14 protein-coding genes and 1 tRNA gene are annotated in these 16,259 nt (G+C 53.4%); 7 read left to right on the top strand and 8 right to left on the bottom strand.

What is annotated here, in order from left to right:
* Window positions 1-21: 21 nt before the first annotated feature.
* Window positions 22-2,664, bottom strand: a complete 2,643-nt coding sequence (locus RB298_RS18990) for an adenosylcobalamin-dependent ribonucleoside-diphosphate reductase (RefSeq protein WP_441007215.1) — start codon at window positions 2,662-2,664, stop codon at window positions 22-24.
* A gap of 421 nt (window positions 2,665-3,085) precedes the next feature.
* On the opposite strand from RB298_RS18990, the gene RB298_RS18985 reads away from it, so the two are divergent.
* The 3 genes from RB298_RS18985 to RB298_RS18975 all read left to right on the top strand — a co-directional run bounded on the left by RB298_RS18985 (window position 3,086) and on the right by RB298_RS18975 (window position 7,068).
* Window positions 3,086-4,843, top strand: coding sequence for a DEAD/DEAH box helicase (locus RB298_RS18985; protein WP_096776020.1), 1,758 nt, complete (start codon window positions 3,086-3,088; stop codon window positions 4,841-4,843).
* A gap of 1 nt (window position 4,844) precedes the next feature.
* The gene (locus RB298_RS18980) at window positions 4,845-5,807 is read left to right on the top strand and encodes a YqhG family protein (protein WP_096776021.1); all 963 of its coding nucleotides are present in this window, start codon (window positions 4,845-4,847) and stop codon (window positions 5,805-5,807) included.
* 145 nt (window positions 5,808-5,952) lie between these two features.
* Window positions 5,953-7,068 (top strand): hypothetical protein, encoded by a 1,116-nt coding sequence (locus RB298_RS18975; protein ID WP_486047999.1) that lies wholly within the window; start codon window positions 5,953-5,955, stop codon window positions 7,066-7,068.
* A gap of 288 nt (window positions 7,069-7,356) precedes the next feature.
* Here RB298_RS18975 and RB298_RS18970 read toward each other — a convergent pair whose 3' ends face one another.
* On the bottom strand, window positions 7,357-7,548 hold the full coding sequence (locus tag RB298_RS18970) for a YqzE family protein (protein WP_036660256.1): 192 nt from the start codon (window positions 7,546-7,548) through the stop codon (window positions 7,357-7,359).
* Window positions 7,549-7,695: 147 nt separating this feature from the next.
* Here RB298_RS18970 and RB298_RS18965 point away from each other — a divergent pair, with 147 nt between their 5' ends.
* Window positions 7,696-8,499: an N-acetylmuramoyl-L-alanine amidase gene (locus tag RB298_RS18965; protein WP_486047996.1), complete on the top strand. Its 804-nt coding sequence runs from the start codon at window positions 7,696-7,698 to the stop codon at window positions 8,497-8,499.
* 205 nt (window positions 8,500-8,704) lie between these two features.
* Window positions 8,705-10,945 (top strand): methyl-accepting chemotaxis protein, encoded by a 2,241-nt coding sequence (locus RB298_RS18960; protein ID WP_486047994.1) that lies wholly within the window; start codon window positions 8,705-8,707, stop codon window positions 10,943-10,945.
* A gap of 172 nt (window positions 10,946-11,117) precedes the next feature.
* Here RB298_RS18960 and RB298_RS18955 read toward each other — a convergent pair whose 3' ends face one another.
* Both RB298_RS18955 and RB298_RS18950 read right to left on the bottom strand, forming a co-directional pair.
* Entirely contained in the window at window positions 11,118-11,999 is an 882-nt protein-coding gene (locus RB298_RS18955; RefSeq protein ID WP_486047992.1) for a divergent polysaccharide deacetylase family protein, read from the bottom strand.
* 326 nt (window positions 12,000-12,325) lie between these two features.
* Window positions 12,326-12,409 (bottom strand) — tRNA-Leu (locus tag RB298_RS18950).
* Window positions 12,410-12,587: 178 nt separating this feature from the next.
* On the opposite strand from RB298_RS18950, the gene RB298_RS18945 reads away from it, so the two are divergent.
* Window positions 12,588-13,022, top strand: coding sequence for a YhjD family protein (locus RB298_RS18945; RefSeq protein ID WP_486047990.1), 435 nt, complete (start codon window positions 12,588-12,590; stop codon window positions 13,020-13,022).
* Between the two features lie 65 nt (window positions 13,023-13,087).
* On the opposite strand, the gene RB298_RS18940 is transcribed toward RB298_RS18945, so the two are convergent.
* The 4 genes from RB298_RS18940 to RB298_RS18925 all read right to left on the bottom strand — a co-directional run bounded on the left by RB298_RS18940 (window position 13,088) and on the right by RB298_RS18925 (window position 14,934).
* Window positions 13,088-13,417: a carboxymuconolactone decarboxylase family protein gene (locus RB298_RS18940; protein WP_009594838.1), complete on the bottom strand. Its 330-nt coding sequence runs from the start codon at window positions 13,415-13,417 to the stop codon at window positions 13,088-13,090.
* Window positions 13,418-13,486: 69 nt separating this feature from the next.
* On the bottom strand, window positions 13,487-13,705 hold the full coding sequence (locus RB298_RS18935; RefSeq protein ID WP_015736661.1) for a hypothetical protein: 219 nt from the start codon (window positions 13,703-13,705) through the stop codon (window positions 13,487-13,489).
* 118 nt (window positions 13,706-13,823) lie between these two features.
* Window positions 13,824-14,153 (bottom strand): hypothetical protein, encoded by a 330-nt coding sequence (locus RB298_RS18930; protein WP_009594840.1) that lies wholly within the window; start codon window positions 14,151-14,153, stop codon window positions 13,824-13,826.
* A gap of 211 nt (window positions 14,154-14,364) precedes the next feature.
* Window positions 14,365-14,934, bottom strand: a complete 570-nt coding sequence (locus tag RB298_RS18925) for a xanthine phosphoribosyltransferase (RefSeq protein ID WP_119851127.1) — start codon at window positions 14,932-14,934, stop codon at window positions 14,365-14,367.
* Between the two features lie 252 nt (window positions 14,935-15,186).
* On the opposite strand from RB298_RS18925, the gene RB298_RS18920 reads away from it, so the two are divergent.
* Complete coding sequence (locus tag RB298_RS18920; protein WP_096776028.1) at window positions 15,187-16,233, top strand: YkvI family membrane protein; 1,047 nt, start codon at window positions 15,187-15,189, stop codon at window positions 16,231-16,233.
* Window positions 16,234-16,259 lie beyond the last annotated feature (26 nt).

The following is a 16,259-nucleotide window of genomic DNA, read 5'->3' as shown; positions in this document are numbered from 1 at the left end:
GAGCTCTTCCCTACGACTTCCTTAAGAGCACTTACTATACCCGCAGTTCCCGCACGTCTTGCATCCCTCGATGTTAATCAAGGATGCCCCGCCGCAGGACGGGCACAGATCCAGCGACATGCTGCCGCCTGCGTGCGCGCCATGTCCGCCGTGGCCCGCAGCTGCCGTTGCCCCGCCTTCGCCTGCATCGGCAGGCGCCATCGTGGCTGCGACCGGTGCCGGATCATGGTCATGATCCGCCTCGGCGTTGTTGGCCACGTGCGTCTCGAGCGCCTTCGCCACGGCGTCGGCGATGGACTCGACGCGGTTCGCGCCGAAGCCGATCGCGCCGGTGCCGCCGATGCCCTTGAGGTGCTTGATCAGCAGCTCCACCTTGTTGCCGTGGTCTCCGTAACGGAGGAACAGGGAGCATACGCGGCCCAGGGCTTCCGCCATCGCGAACACATCCGATCCGGCTTTGCCGACGTTCAGGAAGATTTCGCTTGGAATGCCGTCCAGATCATTGATCGTGATGTACGCCATGCCGAACGGCGTGTTCATTTTATAGGTTGCGCCGCGCAGCACTTGCGGACGCTTCTTGTATTGTTTATCCAGTCCGCTCTTGCTCGGGGAGGCTGTCACGGCCACGCTTGCAGCAGCCGGCTCCACGCTCGCCGTTTCCTCAGCGGCTTGGCCTGCCGCGCTTTGCTCCAGCGCCGCTTCCGCGGTAGAAGCTGTTGTCGCTTCGGCGGCTTTGTCTTCTTTTTTCTCCGTCTGCAGGACCTGCACGTCGCGGCTGCCGTCGCGGTAGATCGTTACGCCTTTGCATCCCAGATCGAATGCCAGCTCATACAGGCGTTTCGTATCTTCAACCGTGAAGTCGGACGGACAGTTCGCCGTCTTCGAGATGGAGCTGTCCACCCAGCGCTGAATCGCCGCCTGCACGCGGATGTGATCCTCGGCGGAGAGACTCATCGCGGTGACGTAATAGTCCGGAAGCTCTTCGCCCGGATGGCTGTCCAGCCAATCCTGAGCAATCGGCACGAACTGCTCGTCGAAGCCGAGACGGCTTTGACGGAAGTATTTGAAGGCAAAGTACGGCTCGATGCCCGTCGAAGTTCCAACCATCGTACCCGTGCTTCCCGTCGGCGCTTGGGTAATGACGGTAACGTTGCGGGCGCCTTTTTTGCGGACCGCTTCGGCAACTTCCGGATACACCTCGGCCATATTTTTCATGAAGCCGCTTTGCAGATACAGTTCGGCATCGAATGCCTGGAACGAGCCCTTCTCCTCGGCAATATCCGCGGATGCAAGATACGCTTCGCGCGCGATGAAGCCATACAGCTTATCCAGGAACTCCAGCGATTCCGGGCTGCCGTAACGGATGTTCAGCTTGATCATCAGCTCGGCCAGACCCATTGTTCCGAGGCCTACGCGGCGCTCTTTTTTCTGGTTCAATTCGTTTTCTTCGAAATGGTAAGGCGTCCGGTCGATGACATTATCCAGGAAACGCACGGAGTAACGCGTCGTCGTAGCCAGCTCATCCCATGCAACGTCATGGTTCGCTTCATCGTAGAACTTCGACAGGTTCATCGCGGACAGGTTGCATACGCCCCAGCCCGGAAGTCCCTGCTCGCCGCAAGGGTTGGTACAGATGATCGGGTTGAAATACCAGCTGTTGGACATCTGGTTGTAGTATTCCATGAAGACCACGCCCGGCTCTGCCGATTTCCATGCGGATTCGATAATGGTGTGCCATACCTCGCGTGCTTTAACCGTTTTATATGGAATGATGCTGCGTCCGGCTTTCTTCCATTTATCCAAATCGCCGTCCCACAGCTCATCGTAATCGGGATCGGTGGTATCCGGGAACACGAGCTCCCAGTCCAGGTCTTCCTTCACGGCTTTCATGAAAGCGTTGCTGACGCATACCGACAGGTTCGCGTTCGTGACTTGTCCCATCGTCTGCTTCACCGTAATGAAATCCTCCACGTCCGGGTGCCAATCGTTCATCATCAACATGAGCGCGCCGCGGCGGCTTCCGCCCTGCTCGATCAGGCCTGTCGTATAACTGAACAATCCGCCCCACGATACCGCACCGCTGGAGGAGCCGTTCACGCCTCTAACGATCGCGCGCCGAGGACGAAGGGAAGACAAGTTGATGCCGACACCGCCGCCGCGCGCCATAATCTCGGTCATCTCGCTCAGGGTTTCCATGATGCCGCCCCGGCTGTCCTTCGGGGAAGGAATGACGTAACAGTTGAACAGCGTCAATTCATCGCTTGCACCCGCTCCGGCCGCAATCCGTCCGCCCGGCACCAGCTTCCAATCATCCAGAATCTCGCGGAATTTCCCGCGCCACTCTTCCTGCAGTTCCGGCGTTGCCTCAACCGATGACATGGCGGCCGCGAGTCGATCCCACATTTCTTCCGGCGTTTTCTCGATGGTTAACGTCAGCTTCTCTACATCCGACTCCACAAGCTCGCCCTTCCGTGTCTTCACGGTGACCTTGCGGCCTTCGCGTTTCACGATTTCGCCGACTTCCTTGGTCGGAAATTTAGGATCATCCTTCGTCAGCACGAGCACCACGTCGCCGACCTTGGCGTTGTTGGTGTCCGCATCCTTCCAGGCATACCGGTCCAAAAAGATCTTCTCGCTTAAACCTTCCAGCCGCTGATTCTGCATCGTACTCAAGTGCAACTACCTCCTATATAAGATATAAAATTTAAAAGATTCCCAAGTATGTGCTCACCAACAACATAACCTGTTATGTAGCCGGTCAAACATCCAAAACCACTATATACACCACATATAGTGCTATTTGTTCATTATACTACACTATATATAGGTTAACTATGCCGATAATGTGAAAATTAAGCCGACAGTTCCAAGCTCCCGCGCGCAAGCTTCCGCTTTCTTCCTCTCGCTCTCTTTTTCGCTGATCCCTATGAAAAAAAAGGATGAAAATATCCAATTCCAGCAGCCGTGCGCTCTATAGGGTATTCCGCGGCTCCCGAATCCGTGCAAGGTTATGAAGACTTCTTTTTTCGTCCATACTACATATACACCGTTGGCCCGGAATCTTTCATCACAGGAGGAGATCGACATGAACCAACAGCCATCTGCCGACTCAGGCATGATTTTCGACCCGCGCCTTCCCGTTCCATTGCAGATCGACCGTTCTTGGTTTGACGATCTCTCTGGCCGACTGGACAAAGGAGGCCCTTGGGGTGACTATCGTCTGGCCCAGCTTGCCGTTGAGGGCGAGAAATCGCGCCTTGTTACAAGCTTTGAAGAACTGCAGTGCCTCAAGCACCTTGGCGGTTTATCCCCGCTCCCCCATCAGACCGATACCGCAAGACGCGTTTTGTTCGAGATGTCGGGCAGAGCCATTTTGGCGGATGAGGTGGGACTTGGCAAGACGATTGAAGCCGGTCTCATTTTAAAAGAATACATCGTGCGCGGACTGGTATCCAAAGTGCTGATTCTCGTACCTGCTTCCCTGGTTCTGCAATGGGTCCGCGAGCTGAACTCCAAGTTCGGCATTCCCGCGGTCGCGCAGAAAAAAGCGTACTCCTGGGGCAATGACATCGTTGTCGCCTCCATGGATACGGCCAAGCGCGATCCGCATCAGGAGATTTTGCTGAACCAGGAATACGACATGCTCATCATCGATGAAGCCCACAAGCTCAAGAACAAGAAAACATCCAATTATCAATTCATCCAAAAGCTGCGCAAAAAATACTGTCTCCTGCTCACCGCCACGCCGGTGCAGAACGACCTCAGCGAGCTCTTCAATCTCATCACGCTGCTGAAACCGGGCCAGCTTGGCGGCCAGGGACAGTTTGCCGCAAATTTTGTCGTGGATAAACGAAGACCGAAGAACCAGGACCAGCTCAAGGATGAGCTGTCCAAGGTCATGATCCGCAACCGTCGGGGCGAAGGCGAAGTGAAGTTCACGAAGCGGTCCGTCCGCAACGTGGGACTCAGCCTTTCGCCTGAAGAACAGTCATTATACGACGGCGTTACGTCCTTCGTCAAAGATCAGTATCAGGCAGCTGGGGGAAATTTAAGCAGTATGCTGTCGCTCGTCACCCTGCAGCGGGAAGTATGCAGCAGCCGGGATGCCGTCTTCGTGACCCTTGTTAATCTGTCCAAGAAGCTGCCGGAGGACTCTCCGATGCGCGATAAAATTTGGGAGCTGGTCTATCTCATCAAGGCCATCAAAGCAAACACCAAGGCGGAAAAAGCCATCGAGCTCATTCAGCAAATGAACGAGAAGGTCATCGTGTTCACGGAATATCGGGCCACGCAGGAATACTTGCTCAATTATTTCCGCGATCACGGGCTGGTCTCCGTCCCGTACCGGGGCGGCATGAACCGCGGCAAGAAGGACTGGATGATGGACCTTTTCCGCGGCAAGGCGCAGGTCATGATCGCGACGGAAGCCGGCGGCGAAGGCATCAACCTGCAATTCTGCCACCATATGATCAATTTTGACCTGCCCTGGAATCCGATGCGGGTCGAGCAGCGGATCGGACGCGTGCACCGTCTAGGCCAGACCAATGACGTGAAGATCTACAACCTGTCGACTTCGGGAACCATCGAGGAGCATATCCTGAACCTGCTGCACGAGAAGATCAACATGTTCGAGATGGTCATCGGCGGGCTTGACGTTATCCTGGAGCGCTTCGAGAAGAAGGAATCGATCGAGAAAAGCCTGTACAAAATCATGCTGGAGTCCGGCAATGATGATGAAATCCGCCAGCGCATCAGCACATTGGGCGACTCGATTCACCATATCAAGCAGGACGTCGAGCTGGAAAGCACGGCCGAAGAAACTCTCAGAGAGGAAGAAGCCTAATATGACCATGACGCCGCAGGAGGTGCAGCAGCACTTCATGGCCTATTTGGAAGCCACCGAATGCACCGTCATCGAAAAATCGCCCGAGCATGTCACCGTGAAACTGTCGCCGCAGGCCGACAAAATGCTCACCAACCGCCCCTATTACTGGGGGTTCGTGGAACGGACCGGGGCTCCCGCCGAAACGCTGTCGTTCAACTTCGTGTTTGATCCGGAAAAATACGACGAACGGCTCGCCAAGGCCGAAGAAGCCAAAGCCAAAACCCAGCTCAACGCACCTGCGCAGGATCCGCTGCTGGCGCGCTATTACGGGAACGCCCCGGTGCTGCCGATCTTGGGGCCAGGCCGGATTCAGCGGGAGAATATCGGCTACGGCAGCAGCCGGCTCGCCCAGATTTGGAATGCCTCCCGCGAAGAGGGCAAATGCGTGTATCTGTTCCAGCAGCGGGATGCCGAACCGCGTCCCAGGGGCCGTTCCACGCCTTATGAACAGTGGCTGGGCGTCTGCTTCAAGGTGGAGTTCAGCTGCGATCTGAAGCGGGAGGAATTGTTTTTTCTCGGAATCTCGCTGTCCAGCCGCTCGATTACCGAAGACTTCCCCGCCATTCTGCATGGGCGCGAATTGACTCCACGCCTGCCCGAGAGCGTTCACGTCAGACCGGCGGCTCTCACCCTTGAGCAGGCCGTAGCTGCCCTGGAGAATCATCTGATCAACAAGCTGAGCAAGCTGGATTACGATTGGGCGGCGAAAGCTAAGGAACGCCTCGAAGACGAGCTGATGGTCATCGACGGCTACTACGAGGATTTGCTCAAAGAGCAGGACGAAGAGAAAAAGGCGCAAATCGAGGAGCAGTACAAGAACCGCCGGTCGGAAATGCAGTGGCAGTACGAGCCGAAAGTGAGCCTGTCCGCCATAACCTGCGGTCTGTTTCATCTGTGTTCGCCCGTGGGCGCGTCTTCATGACGCCTCTCTACAAAAGCAGGCAAAAAAAGAACCATTCTCCCTTCCCCTGCCGCGACAGCTTGCAACAGCCTTTGCAGAGCTTGTCCGATATGATGATTCCATCACATCCATGGCGCGTAAGGGCCAAGGAAAGGCGGTTAGCGATTTGAAGCTGTGGAACATGGAACCCCGTTACCAGGATGACAAGGACAACAAGCGCAAACCTAAATCAATCGACAACAAACGCTTTATCCAATATCGAAGGTGGTCTGCCTCCGTCATCGTAACGGCACTCCTGTGGTTCAGCACGACCCACCCGCAGGCAGGCATGGCTGCGGCTCGTGAAGCAGACACCCCCAATCCTGCGAGCGCCGTCAGTGCGGCTGACGCTCTGCTTGCAGTCCAGTCTGCATCGAGCCTAGCCTACAGCAGCGCCAGGGCTCAAGTACCGGAAAGTTTGGTAAACTTTGCAGAACAGACCGTGGATCAACTATCGGTGCATGCGCCATTTACTGCCTGGGACGGAGCAGAGCTGGATTTCACCCCACTTGGTCCGGGCACGCACGGCTGGCTGGTCACGATTTCCGATCAGGGACTGCCTCAGGGCTACATGATTATCAGCGCAGGAGAAGACGGTGGATATATCTTGAGCGAATACGGGATCGGCTCCACCCTTCCCTACAGTCAAGCACCGCTGAATGAACGGCTTGCGGCCGAGGGATTTCTGAAGGCCGGCGGATCTTTGCCGAAGGGAAGCAGCGTGCGCAAGCTGTATGACGTATCCCCTGTCTGGCAGGTTCAGCTTCCCGGCAAGAAGCCGGTTTATATCAGTGCACTGAATAGCGAAATCCTTCCGGAAGAACTCAAGCAGACAACGACGGCGGTCAAGCCGGCATCGGCTTCGATGCCGGCGGCAAGCAAGGGATTGGTAACTTCATCCGCTCGCTGGATTGCCGGAGCGCCAACCATTGCAGCCGGCGATTCCCGGGATCCTTACGATAATCTGCTGTGGCTGACCTCAAGCAATCTGACGGCCCGAAGCAGTGCCGATCTGCGTAAATTGCTGCAGGAGCACTCCAGCCTGATATTCAAGTCCAAAAATAGCAATGCTGCTTACGGAGCCCCTTTTACCTTAATCGGGTGGCACCGCTGGTCGACAGGGATTCAGAAGCATTCGGCAGCGCTCTATGTGTCGGTTCCATTGCGGAACACAGATACCTTCCGCTTCCTGCCGGCATCCCGCTTGATCGGACAAGGCCAGTTCTATGCTCAACCCAAATGACGCGAAAGTACAAGCAAGCGGGCTAACAAGTCCGTCATTCATGCGAACCAACCATAAGCCCTCATCCCTTCAGCATCCCAGACGGACAAAAGGACGCGGCCCTGATCAGGGCTCGCGTCCTTCATCGTTTCAAGTCTTTTTAACCATGGTCACTTCCGAGCGTCGCCCACCATTTTAAAACACCTAAACATGCCCCAAGTCTAGCATCTGGCTGTACAGGGTGCCGTGCGCACGCTGTACAATAGCTGACTTCGTTAAGGAACATACAGCAAATGAACAGCAGCAGCTTTACTTTTGCCTTTTTTTGCGCTTGGAGGATACGTCGTCTTTCCACAGCGACATGGAGAACGGAATCATGCCGAACCACCTTGTGGTCCAGGATTCCTTCACCTTCGCCCTGCGCCGAACTTCCTTAGGCGTATCTATATAGTTAACCACGCGTTCGGTAATATATTTGATCAATTCATCTCCGCTTGCCATACGAATCAACTCCTTATGGTTTATCCGCTTCCCAGTATCAGTGTGCTCCATTCCGATCGATTCTAGACTCCTGTTTAACGGCATGATTTTTCCGTCTAATGCGCATCCTAATAAAGCCGAAATTTTACGTGAAAGAAGGAATCCATCATGATTAAGGCAGCTGGAGTATGTTTTCTTCTCTTGACGCTGGCACTCCCCGGTTCTGTCACGGAAGCAAGCCCAGTAAAAAAGCAAGCCCTGAAGATTCCCGCACGAGCCGTTCATCAGCAAGTGATGCCGACAGCCAGGCTTATATCCGAAACACCGGAATCCACCCATTCCGCCGGACGGGAAATCGACCAATCCGAGCTAAGACACCTACACCCGTTTGTGCATGACGTCGTGCTGATCGATGTGGGTCATGGCGGAATCGACGGCGGAACGTCGTATGGAGACATTCTCGAAAAAGATATCAATCTGGCCATTTCACGCAGACTGTTCATGCTGCTACGCAAGGAAGGCTATCATGCCGTGCTGAACCGCGACGCCGATTACGCGCTAAGCGACGATAACCGCTGGCATCGAAGCTCCTCCCGGCATCGCCGCGATCTGTCGCAGCGCAAGCAGCTCAGCAGCGAAATCCCGACCAAGCTGGTGGTAAGCGTTCACGTGAATTGGGGAAAGAGCGCGTCCAAGCGCGGCGGCATCGTACTGCATCAATCCGAGGGCCGAAGCACCTTGCTCGCGGAAACCATTCAGGAACAGTTGAATCTGGTATATCGCAGCAACAATGGCATCATGGTAGGCAAGCCTTATTATCTGCTTAATCAAACCCAAGTACCTGCCGTCATCGTAGAAACCGGCTTCCTCAGCAATATGGAGGACCGGAAGTTATTGACCAGCCGGAACGGCCAAATGATGATAGCCGAAGCCATTGCTGACGGGATTATCAGTTATTTAACAGCTCTGTAGATAGAGCTGTTTTTTTGTTGAGTGTGTAGTCTGCAGAATCCAGCACCCAGGCCTTCGAACCCATATTTATGTCATAAAAACTAACATCAATATGAAAAAAGCATCATTTTTTTCGAAATTTTTTGTAGAATTTACCGGGAAATATGGTAGTATAACTAACATATACAAAGAACGATTAATCGAATGGGAATTGGGGGAGATCGCTATGTTTGACTGGCTTGGGTATCGCCAAGGACTTCCGCTTTGGATTTCATGGCGTCTGAATCGTAATTTGAAGGAAGACATCGAAGACATATTCGAAGGCATTGCCGAGACGCGCAAAGAGCTGCTCTTCTCCTGGAGCCATGAATATTGGGGACATCTGGACCGACTGAAGGAGCAGCTGGACAAGGACAAGCCCCATGGTTCAACAGTCGTCGGCGAGCATCCTTATCCCTTCTCTACAAGCGCCCCTTTGAACCAGGAGCAGCTCTTCTCCGCTTTGTACTCGCGCGCTGCCGATTTCACGGAATTGTTCCTGCTGAGTCCTTCGGGTGAGGTCACGTACTCTACATACGCTTCTCACATTGGAACCAGCTACAGCAATAGCAGCCCTTTGGGCGGGGCAATCACTCATCTCGCCGGCTCGGATACCGGCAAACTGCTCTTCGGGCCATATGCGGATCCCGTCACGTTAACCATCGGTCCCCGAACCTCTGCTTTTCACGACAAAATGACGCTGCTGTTCATGAATGCCGTTTACGTCGACGATACGTTCGCCGGCATCCTCTGCGGCCGGGTGCCAAACGACGTGATCGGGGATTTAATTCAGCGGGAATCCGGCCACGTCTATCCCGATTCCGGCGACAACTATATATTCATGGCCAAGCCCGAGATGAATCGCCATATTGCTCCGGGCACGGCCCTTTCCAGAAGCCGCTTTGAAGACCGGACCTTCACACACGGGGAGAACCTGAAGGACGGCGTAACGACCGACTGGGGGACCGTGTCGGTTCAGGAACATACGGAGCTGGAGCTGATGTTCACCGACCCGGCAACGGGTCAGCTTCATCCAGGCGTAGCCAACACCATCGCGAACGGAAGCAATCTGTTCGTGGACTTCCCCGGTTATTCCGATTACCGCCACATTCCGGTGATCGGAAAAGGTGTGACGTTCCGCCTGCCCCATTGTCCGGATGTTTGGGGGATGATGTGCGAAGGGGATCTCGAAGAGGTTTACCGTATTCGCGGCATTCGCTTCAGACATGCTAAGCTCCATGGCTTGTCTACCCTTATCTCGAGCCTCCTGACGGCTGTCATTGTTTTTATTACGGCTGTTTATTTATCTCCGGCATTCGCAGCCATGGCGGGAGGGTTAGCCTGCTTGGTCACCGGCCTTCTCACCTCTTCCCTGGTCGGCCATAAAGAAATTGGACGAATCGCGGATCGTCTACGCAGCCTCAACCGCTTCATCCGCTTGAATGCCGAGGGCAGCGGAGATCTGACGCAGCGGCTGGACCCCCGCCATTTCGATCAGGATGAAACGCGCGAATTAGCCAAATGGATCAACAATATGATCGATTCGCTGGAAAGCATCATGATGCAGGTGAAGTTGACGGCAGGCGATGTTTCCTCCAGCCAACAGGTAATGAACGACACCACCGCCGTCACCGTTACTTCCGCACGGCGTGTCAGCAGCAACATTAGCGAGATGATCCGCAGCATGCGCAGCCAACTGCAGGATATCGATGCCGTGAAGGACAGCGCGGAACGGATGCGGGAGACGCTCCGCCAGCTGGAACGGCAAGCAAATGAGCAGATTGATGTGGCCAAGAATGAAGTCGTCCGGATCGGAGACAAGATGTCTCATATTTCTGCGAAAGTCGAGGAAACCAATCAGACCATCCGCACGTTCATGGGAACCGTTCAGGAAGTTACAGGCGTACTGCACGCGATCGAACAAATATCCTCCCAAACTCATTTGCTGGCCCTGAATGCTTCCATTGAAGCGGCACGGGTCGGAGAACACGGACAAGGTTTTGCCGTCGTTGCAACCGAAATCCGCAAGCTGTCCGAGCTGACCAGACAGTCCACGGAAGAGGTCCACCGGATTATCGGCCATATCTATCAGGACGCTCAGCACGCCGTGCTCTCGATGAAGGAAGGGACCCGGGTCGTGGAAGAAGGAAACCTGCTGGTTTCCGCGGCTTCCGAGCTGCTTGCCGCCGCAGCCGAAGACGATCTGCGCAAGCACCAGGCCGTAGATGAAGTGGTTCAGCTGATGGAGAAAATCGCTTCGGTCAGCAAGGAGAACCGAAAGATTTCCAAGGATGTGGAGAGCAAAGTGCAGGAGCTGTCGCAGGAAATCGAAAGCGTAAGGTACACCTCAGGCAATGTCGAAGCCATAGCGAAATCGATGCAGCAGCTGGTAGGTCAATTCAAACTCACCGATGCCCGCATCCGATAAAATAGCGCAACATATAAACAGCCTTCCAAGCATGAAACTCGGAATCACCGGGACTCTTGCGCGGAAGGCCGTTCGTTTTATATTCATACCCGGTCTCGGCTGATATTAACGTTTGGACTTTCCATCGGTCTCGTCACTCGATTCCGGACCTGTTTCGGGGCTCAAGGAAGATCTAATACGAGCGCAGCGGATCAGGCCGCCAGCTTGAGTGCTCCCTGACGAGATCGCTGATCCCGACGAACTCCACCTTTTTTTGCAGTTCCGGGATCGTGCCTTTCAGCGCCTCTGCCGTCCGGATTCCATATACGCCAACATGGCCGATTGCAATGCAGGAAGTTCTCTCTTCCGCATGCTGCGCCGCGGTCTGCAGCTGCTTGCTCACATGCTGAACGGTATGAACGTCATCCAGGAAGATATCGTTGGCGATGGACGGCATTCCCTTTTTCGCTGCCAGTTTGCCGACTACGCTGTAGTAATTCGTTTTGCTGTCGATGAAAAACAGCCCTCTCTCCCTACAAACGTCGAGCACGATGGACATGACCCGTTCATCCCCGGTAACCTTGGAGCCCATGTGATTATTAATCCCAACGGCATAAGGAACCGAATCGATTGCCTCCTCCATGCGTTTACGAATTTCCTCATCGGTGAGCGAACTTAAGATAGCACCCGGTCCAAGCCAGGAAGACCGGCCCTGCTTAGGCTCCATGGGCATATGAATAATGACGTCATGCCCTTGCTGGTGCGCGGCCTCGGCATCTTTCTTGCTCGTCGGCAAAAACGGCATCACGGCCACCGTGATTTTGACAGGCAGATTGAGCATTTCCTCGGTCCCTTTCTGATCATTGCCAAAATCATCGATAATGACAGCCAGCTTATTCAGCTTCTTTTCCTGGCCGGATCTGCTGTGATCGGATTCTTCGTGCATTTTTCGAGTATCATGGTTGAACGAATCAGGAGCATTGACCACCCCCGCCCCGTACCCGATCTGTGCTCCGTTCGAGATCCCCCATACCAAACACAGCAAGATAATCGATTTTCTATATCTTTTCCGCATTGTTACGCCCCTTTCCACTCATCATCATGATAGCCTTACCTAACCGTATTGTTTGAGAAAAGCTATTCAAATATGTAATTACAGGCATAAATGTTAATCAGTAATCCTCCGCTTCCGCAATCACCTGCAGCGCATTTCCGACGGACTGCAGAAGATTGCCGGCCACCGTAAGATCGTTGGCTCTCCTATTCGTTTCGTGCCGCAGAGGTCAGCGGTAATTTCGGCCTCTGCCGCATTGGCTATCGATTGCATCGAACAGTCCCATAGAATTCCAAAGCAAAAAAGCTCGTAAACTGCAAGAACAGTTTACGAGCTTTCTCATTAGATGCGGTCGAGAGGACTCGAACCTCCACGGGGGTAAGCCCACACGGACCTGAACCGTGCGCGTCTGCCAATTCCGCCACGACCGCATGTATGTTGTCCACCTTCGAGCCAAGCTCTTATCAGCGGCGACAAGATATATAATATCACGCTAAATAAATCGAGTCAACACTTTTTTTGAACTTGATTAAAAACCTTGTTTTCGGTTAAAATAAGAACATAAGTTCTCATTCAATATCCATTTTCTATATAAAGGCGGTGATGTTGATGGCCATTCAGGCTGTTACAACGGAAGAACGGGCGTTGATCAAGAGTTACCTGCTGCTGATGTTCATTCATAAAGTGTTTGAACGGGATTGCCGGATCATTCAGGAGAGCGGGGTATTCAAAACCCCACAATTGTACGTAGAGGTTGTAGGAAACGGCGCCAAACGTGCTGCAGTGCTTCTTCGCGAGGTGAAGCAGGAATTCACCAAGCGGGCGATCAAGGTATATGACATCGGGCAAAGCAAGGACGGGATTCAGGCACGATATGCTTGCCGGGGGTACATTGGGTCGATGAACATTCTATGGCCATCCTTCCGTGAGGAGATGATGGATCGCATGCGAGCGTATCTCGGACTGGTTCCGCCTGAGAGCGATTCCTCCGACAAGCCCATCCTCCTGCCGCTGCTTTCGCGCGCTAACATCGCCGTTCCTTAAACGAAAGAATAACCGCCTCCCCGGCTGTACAAGCGTTGTGGGGGGCGGTTATTTTCTATCACAGATCAATGAAGGTTATGCTGCACGCGGGTCAGTCCCTGCGAGAGAGCATGTCCCGCGCTGGCGGCAGACGCCACGGCTACGGCCTCCATGATCTGAGCATCCGAGGCTCCCTTGGCACGGGCTTCCTCCATATGGTAGAAGGTACACAGCTCATTGTTGGCAAACAATCCGATCCCAAGCGCGATCAGCTGCTTCGTTCTCGCATCCAGTTCGCCATCCTGAAAGCAAACGCCGGTGAACTGATGATACGCTTCTGCCATGTCCGGCATGCTCTGCTTCAAATTCTGAATTTCATTCTTGTATGCCGAGACCTTGTCATTGGACATTTCCATAACCAAAAGCACCTCTTCCCGAAAAAATAGTTCCGAGGTTAAGTTGTCCGACGAATTCGAGATCTATGCTTATTCTTCGACCGGGCTGACTCTTGGCTCTTTTTTGAGCTGGTAGCTGTAGCGCCGATCCAGTTTAACGACCCGCCGGTTTCTGCGGCGGATGATAACCTGCTCCGGGTCCCAGGCTACGACGAACCCTATGATATCATTGGTCTCCAGCCCATCCCGCACAACCCGGACCAGTTCGCCGGAGATCCGCAGCTCATCGAGTCTTTCATCGCTGATCATCGCCATGCCTCCTTCATCACTTACTGTGCAAAAAAAGACCTAAATGAGATCATTTAGGTCTTTTGAATGCGTTGCGATATCGACAAACATCCCGATTAAGAGATGTTCTATATACCCATTAACGCTGAGCCGGCTCGATGCTGTCATTCTTCTCGTACCAATAATCCAGCACGGTGGAAGACATGACGCGCTTCTCGATATATTCGACCTGCTGAGGCGTAAACTGTTCCTTCCATTCGAAGGAAACCTCCTCGCACAATCCGGCAATCGTCAGCAGTTCTGACCAGGCAACATAGCGTTTGTACCAGAAGAACTGAGGATGTTCAATCATATAGGGATATAGATCATCAAACTCCGTATGTTTACAATCCAAAGCACGTTCAAAATGTACCTTCGCTTCATTCAGCTTCTCAATCAAAAACGGCTCGGTTACAGGTTGTTTCCCCATGTTGCTGCCTCCTCTCTCTTGCCTACCTCTTTATTATAAGCGAAAATCACGGAGGCGAAAAGATTTAGTTGAGATTTTAGGCGGAAATCCCATTATCATTCACTTCAAATTACCATTTTTTCTCTTCGTTTAGACTAGGGTACAACCGTTCATGACCTAAGACCCGGCCCGTGACAATCGGTCCAAGACAAGCCTAAGGAGACCTTAAGTTTTAGCTGAACGAAATCTTCCCACCCTCAAGCGACGATATGGTGACAAGCGATTCCACGTGAACATGCTGTTCGCGCAGCGTTCTCGCCCCGGCTTGGAAACTCTTTTCGATCACAACGCCAAGCCCGATTAATTCCGCCCCGGCCCGATCAATGATTTTGATCAGCCCTCTCGCGGCGTCTCCGTTTGCAATAATGTCATCGATGAAGAGCACTTTATCGCCCTCGCCGATAAACTGGCGCGACACCATGATATCCGTGACAATGCCTTTGGTGAAAGACGGCACCCGCTCGCATAAGGCGTCTGGATCGGCGAGCAGCGTTTTTTTGCGCCGGGCGAATACCATGGGGACTCCCAATTCAAGCGCTGCGGCAAAGGCAACCGATATGCCTGAGGATTCCAGCGTAACGACCTTGGTCACGCCGCTCTCTTTAAATCTCGCCGCAAATTCCCGGCCCATGTCCATAATCAATGCCGGATCAACCTGATGCGTCAGCAGGGCATCCAGCTTCAGCACCTGATCTGACAACACGACGCCTTCTTTAACAATCCGCTCCTTTAACCAATCCATCCCAAAGACCTCCCATGATTCCTTTGTCGTAAAAGTAACATATTCCTCCCTGTACGGCAAGTACAAACGGATGCTCCGTCATTTAACTTGCTAGTTCCCGTCACAATTCCTGACATAGCTTTCCGCTTGCTTGGCGCTATGCGTCCAATTCCCCTCCAGTCGAAGGCCTTGGACAGGTAGAAGTCATGTCCCGGCTCAGCCAAGCATACCTTGTACTATGCAGACGATTAACTTTCAAGGGGGACGCGAGGCTTGCGTAATTTTATACGTGTTTTACAGATCGCCTTTACATATATCGGAACCGTCGTTGGCGCTGGCTTTGCTACCGGCCGAGAAATCCTTCAATTCTTTACCCAGTACGGCCACTGGGCTACACTGACCATTGTGCTTACGACGGGATTATTCATCTGGCTCGGCACGAAAATCATGACGATATCGAGGCGGATCGGAGCCAAATCCTTTGAGGATTTGAACAAATTCCTGTTTGGCGAGAAAGCCGGCGTCTGGATCAGCCTCTTCATGTTTGTCATTCTGCTCGGGGTGAACAGCATCATGCTTGCCGGTGCCGGTTCCGTGTTTGTGGAGCATCTGAATTTGAGTTATCAAACCGGATTGTTTGTCACGATGATCGGGACTTATTTTATTCTCAGAAAAGGCATCCAGTCCATCATGACGATGAACAGTCTCGTCGTACCCATGATGCTGACCTTATCGGTGGCGGTGATCTCTCAAACGCTTCAGTCCCCGGGCGCTACCCGTTTTTTAACCTTGACCACCGACCACAGCCTGCCTTCGGTTTGGCTTGCGCCGCTGCTCTACACCGCCTTTAACCTGGTGATGGCGATGCCGGTGCTGGTCCCGCTCGGCAGCCAGACCGAAAGCGTGCGAACCGTAACCTGGGGAGGCATCATTGGAGGGACGGGCGTAGGGTTTATGCTGATGGCGGCGCATTTTGCGATGTCCGCCCATATGCCCGGCATTAGCCAATACGAGATTCCGATGGGCAGCATCGCCAACCAGCTGGGCTGGTTTGTACAGATCATCTATCTCATCCTCATCTTCCTAGAAATTTTCAGCACCTTCGTTGCCAATATTTACGGCATCACCCTGCAGGTTCAGCAGCGAACCTCGCTCTCCCCGAGAGTGATCACCCTTGGCATCATGGTGTTCTGTTATTTCTTCAGCCAGTTCGGCTTCAGCTCCCTGCTTTCTCTGCTCTATCCGATGTTCGGGGGATTGTGCCTGCTCTGGGTGCTCCGGCTGACTTTATTCGGAACACCTGAAATCAGGGGTAAATAAAAGGGCTCTCCCAAAGGTGCGTAACG

Source organism: Priestia sp. BR_2, from assembly GCF_041954005.1.
GTDB classification, from domain to species: Bacteria; Bacillota; Bacilli; order Paenibacillales; family Paenibacillaceae; genus Paenibacillus_AQ; species Paenibacillus_AQ lautus_A.
This window is presented reverse-complemented; position numbering and strand designations above follow the sequence as displayed.

Bases quoted from the DNA above. Each gene is read 5' to 3' on its own strand.
- RB298_RS18990 (WP_441007215.1), bottom strand. From the start codon at position 2,664: ATGCAGAATCAGCGGCTGGAAGGTTTAAGCGAGAAGATCTTTTTGGAC.
- RB298_RS18985 (WP_096776020.1), top strand. From the start codon at position 3,086: ATGAACCAACAGCCATCTGCCGACTCAGGCATGATTTTCGACCCGCGC.
- RB298_RS18980 (WP_096776021.1), top strand. From the start codon at position 4,845: ATGACCATGACGCCGCAGGAGGTGCAGCAGCACTTCATGGCCTATTTG.
- RB298_RS18970 (WP_036660256.1), bottom strand. From the start codon at position 7,548: ATGGCAAGCGGAGATGAATTGATCAAATATATTACCGAACGCGTGGTT.
- RB298_RS18965 (WP_486047996.1), top strand. From the start codon at position 7,696: ATGATTAAGGCAGCTGGAGTATGTTTTCTTCTCTTGACGCTGGCACTC.
- RB298_RS18960 (WP_486047994.1), top strand. From the start codon at position 8,705: ATGTTTGACTGGCTTGGGTATCGCCAAGGACTTCCGCTTTGGATTTCA.
- RB298_RS18955 (WP_486047992.1), bottom strand. From the start codon at position 11,999: ATGCGGAAAAGATATAGAAAATCGATTATCTTGCTGTGTTTGGTATGG.
- RB298_RS18945 (WP_486047990.1), top strand. From the start codon at position 12,588: ATGGCCATTCAGGCTGTTACAACGGAAGAACGGGCGTTGATCAAGAGT.
- RB298_RS18940 (WP_009594838.1), bottom strand. From the start codon at position 13,417: ATGGAAATGTCCAATGACAAGGTCTCGGCATACAAGAATGAAATTCAG.
- RB298_RS18935 (WP_015736661.1), bottom strand. From the start codon at position 13,705: ATGATCAGCGATGAAAGACTCGATGAGCTGCGGATCTCCGGCGAACTG.
- RB298_RS18930 (WP_009594840.1), bottom strand. From the start codon at position 14,153: ATGGGGAAACAACCTGTAACCGAGCCGTTTTTGATTGAGAAGCTGAAT.
- RB298_RS18925 (WP_119851127.1), bottom strand. From the start codon at position 14,934: ATGGATTGGTTAAAGGAGCGGATTGTTAAAGAAGGCGTCGTGTTGTCA.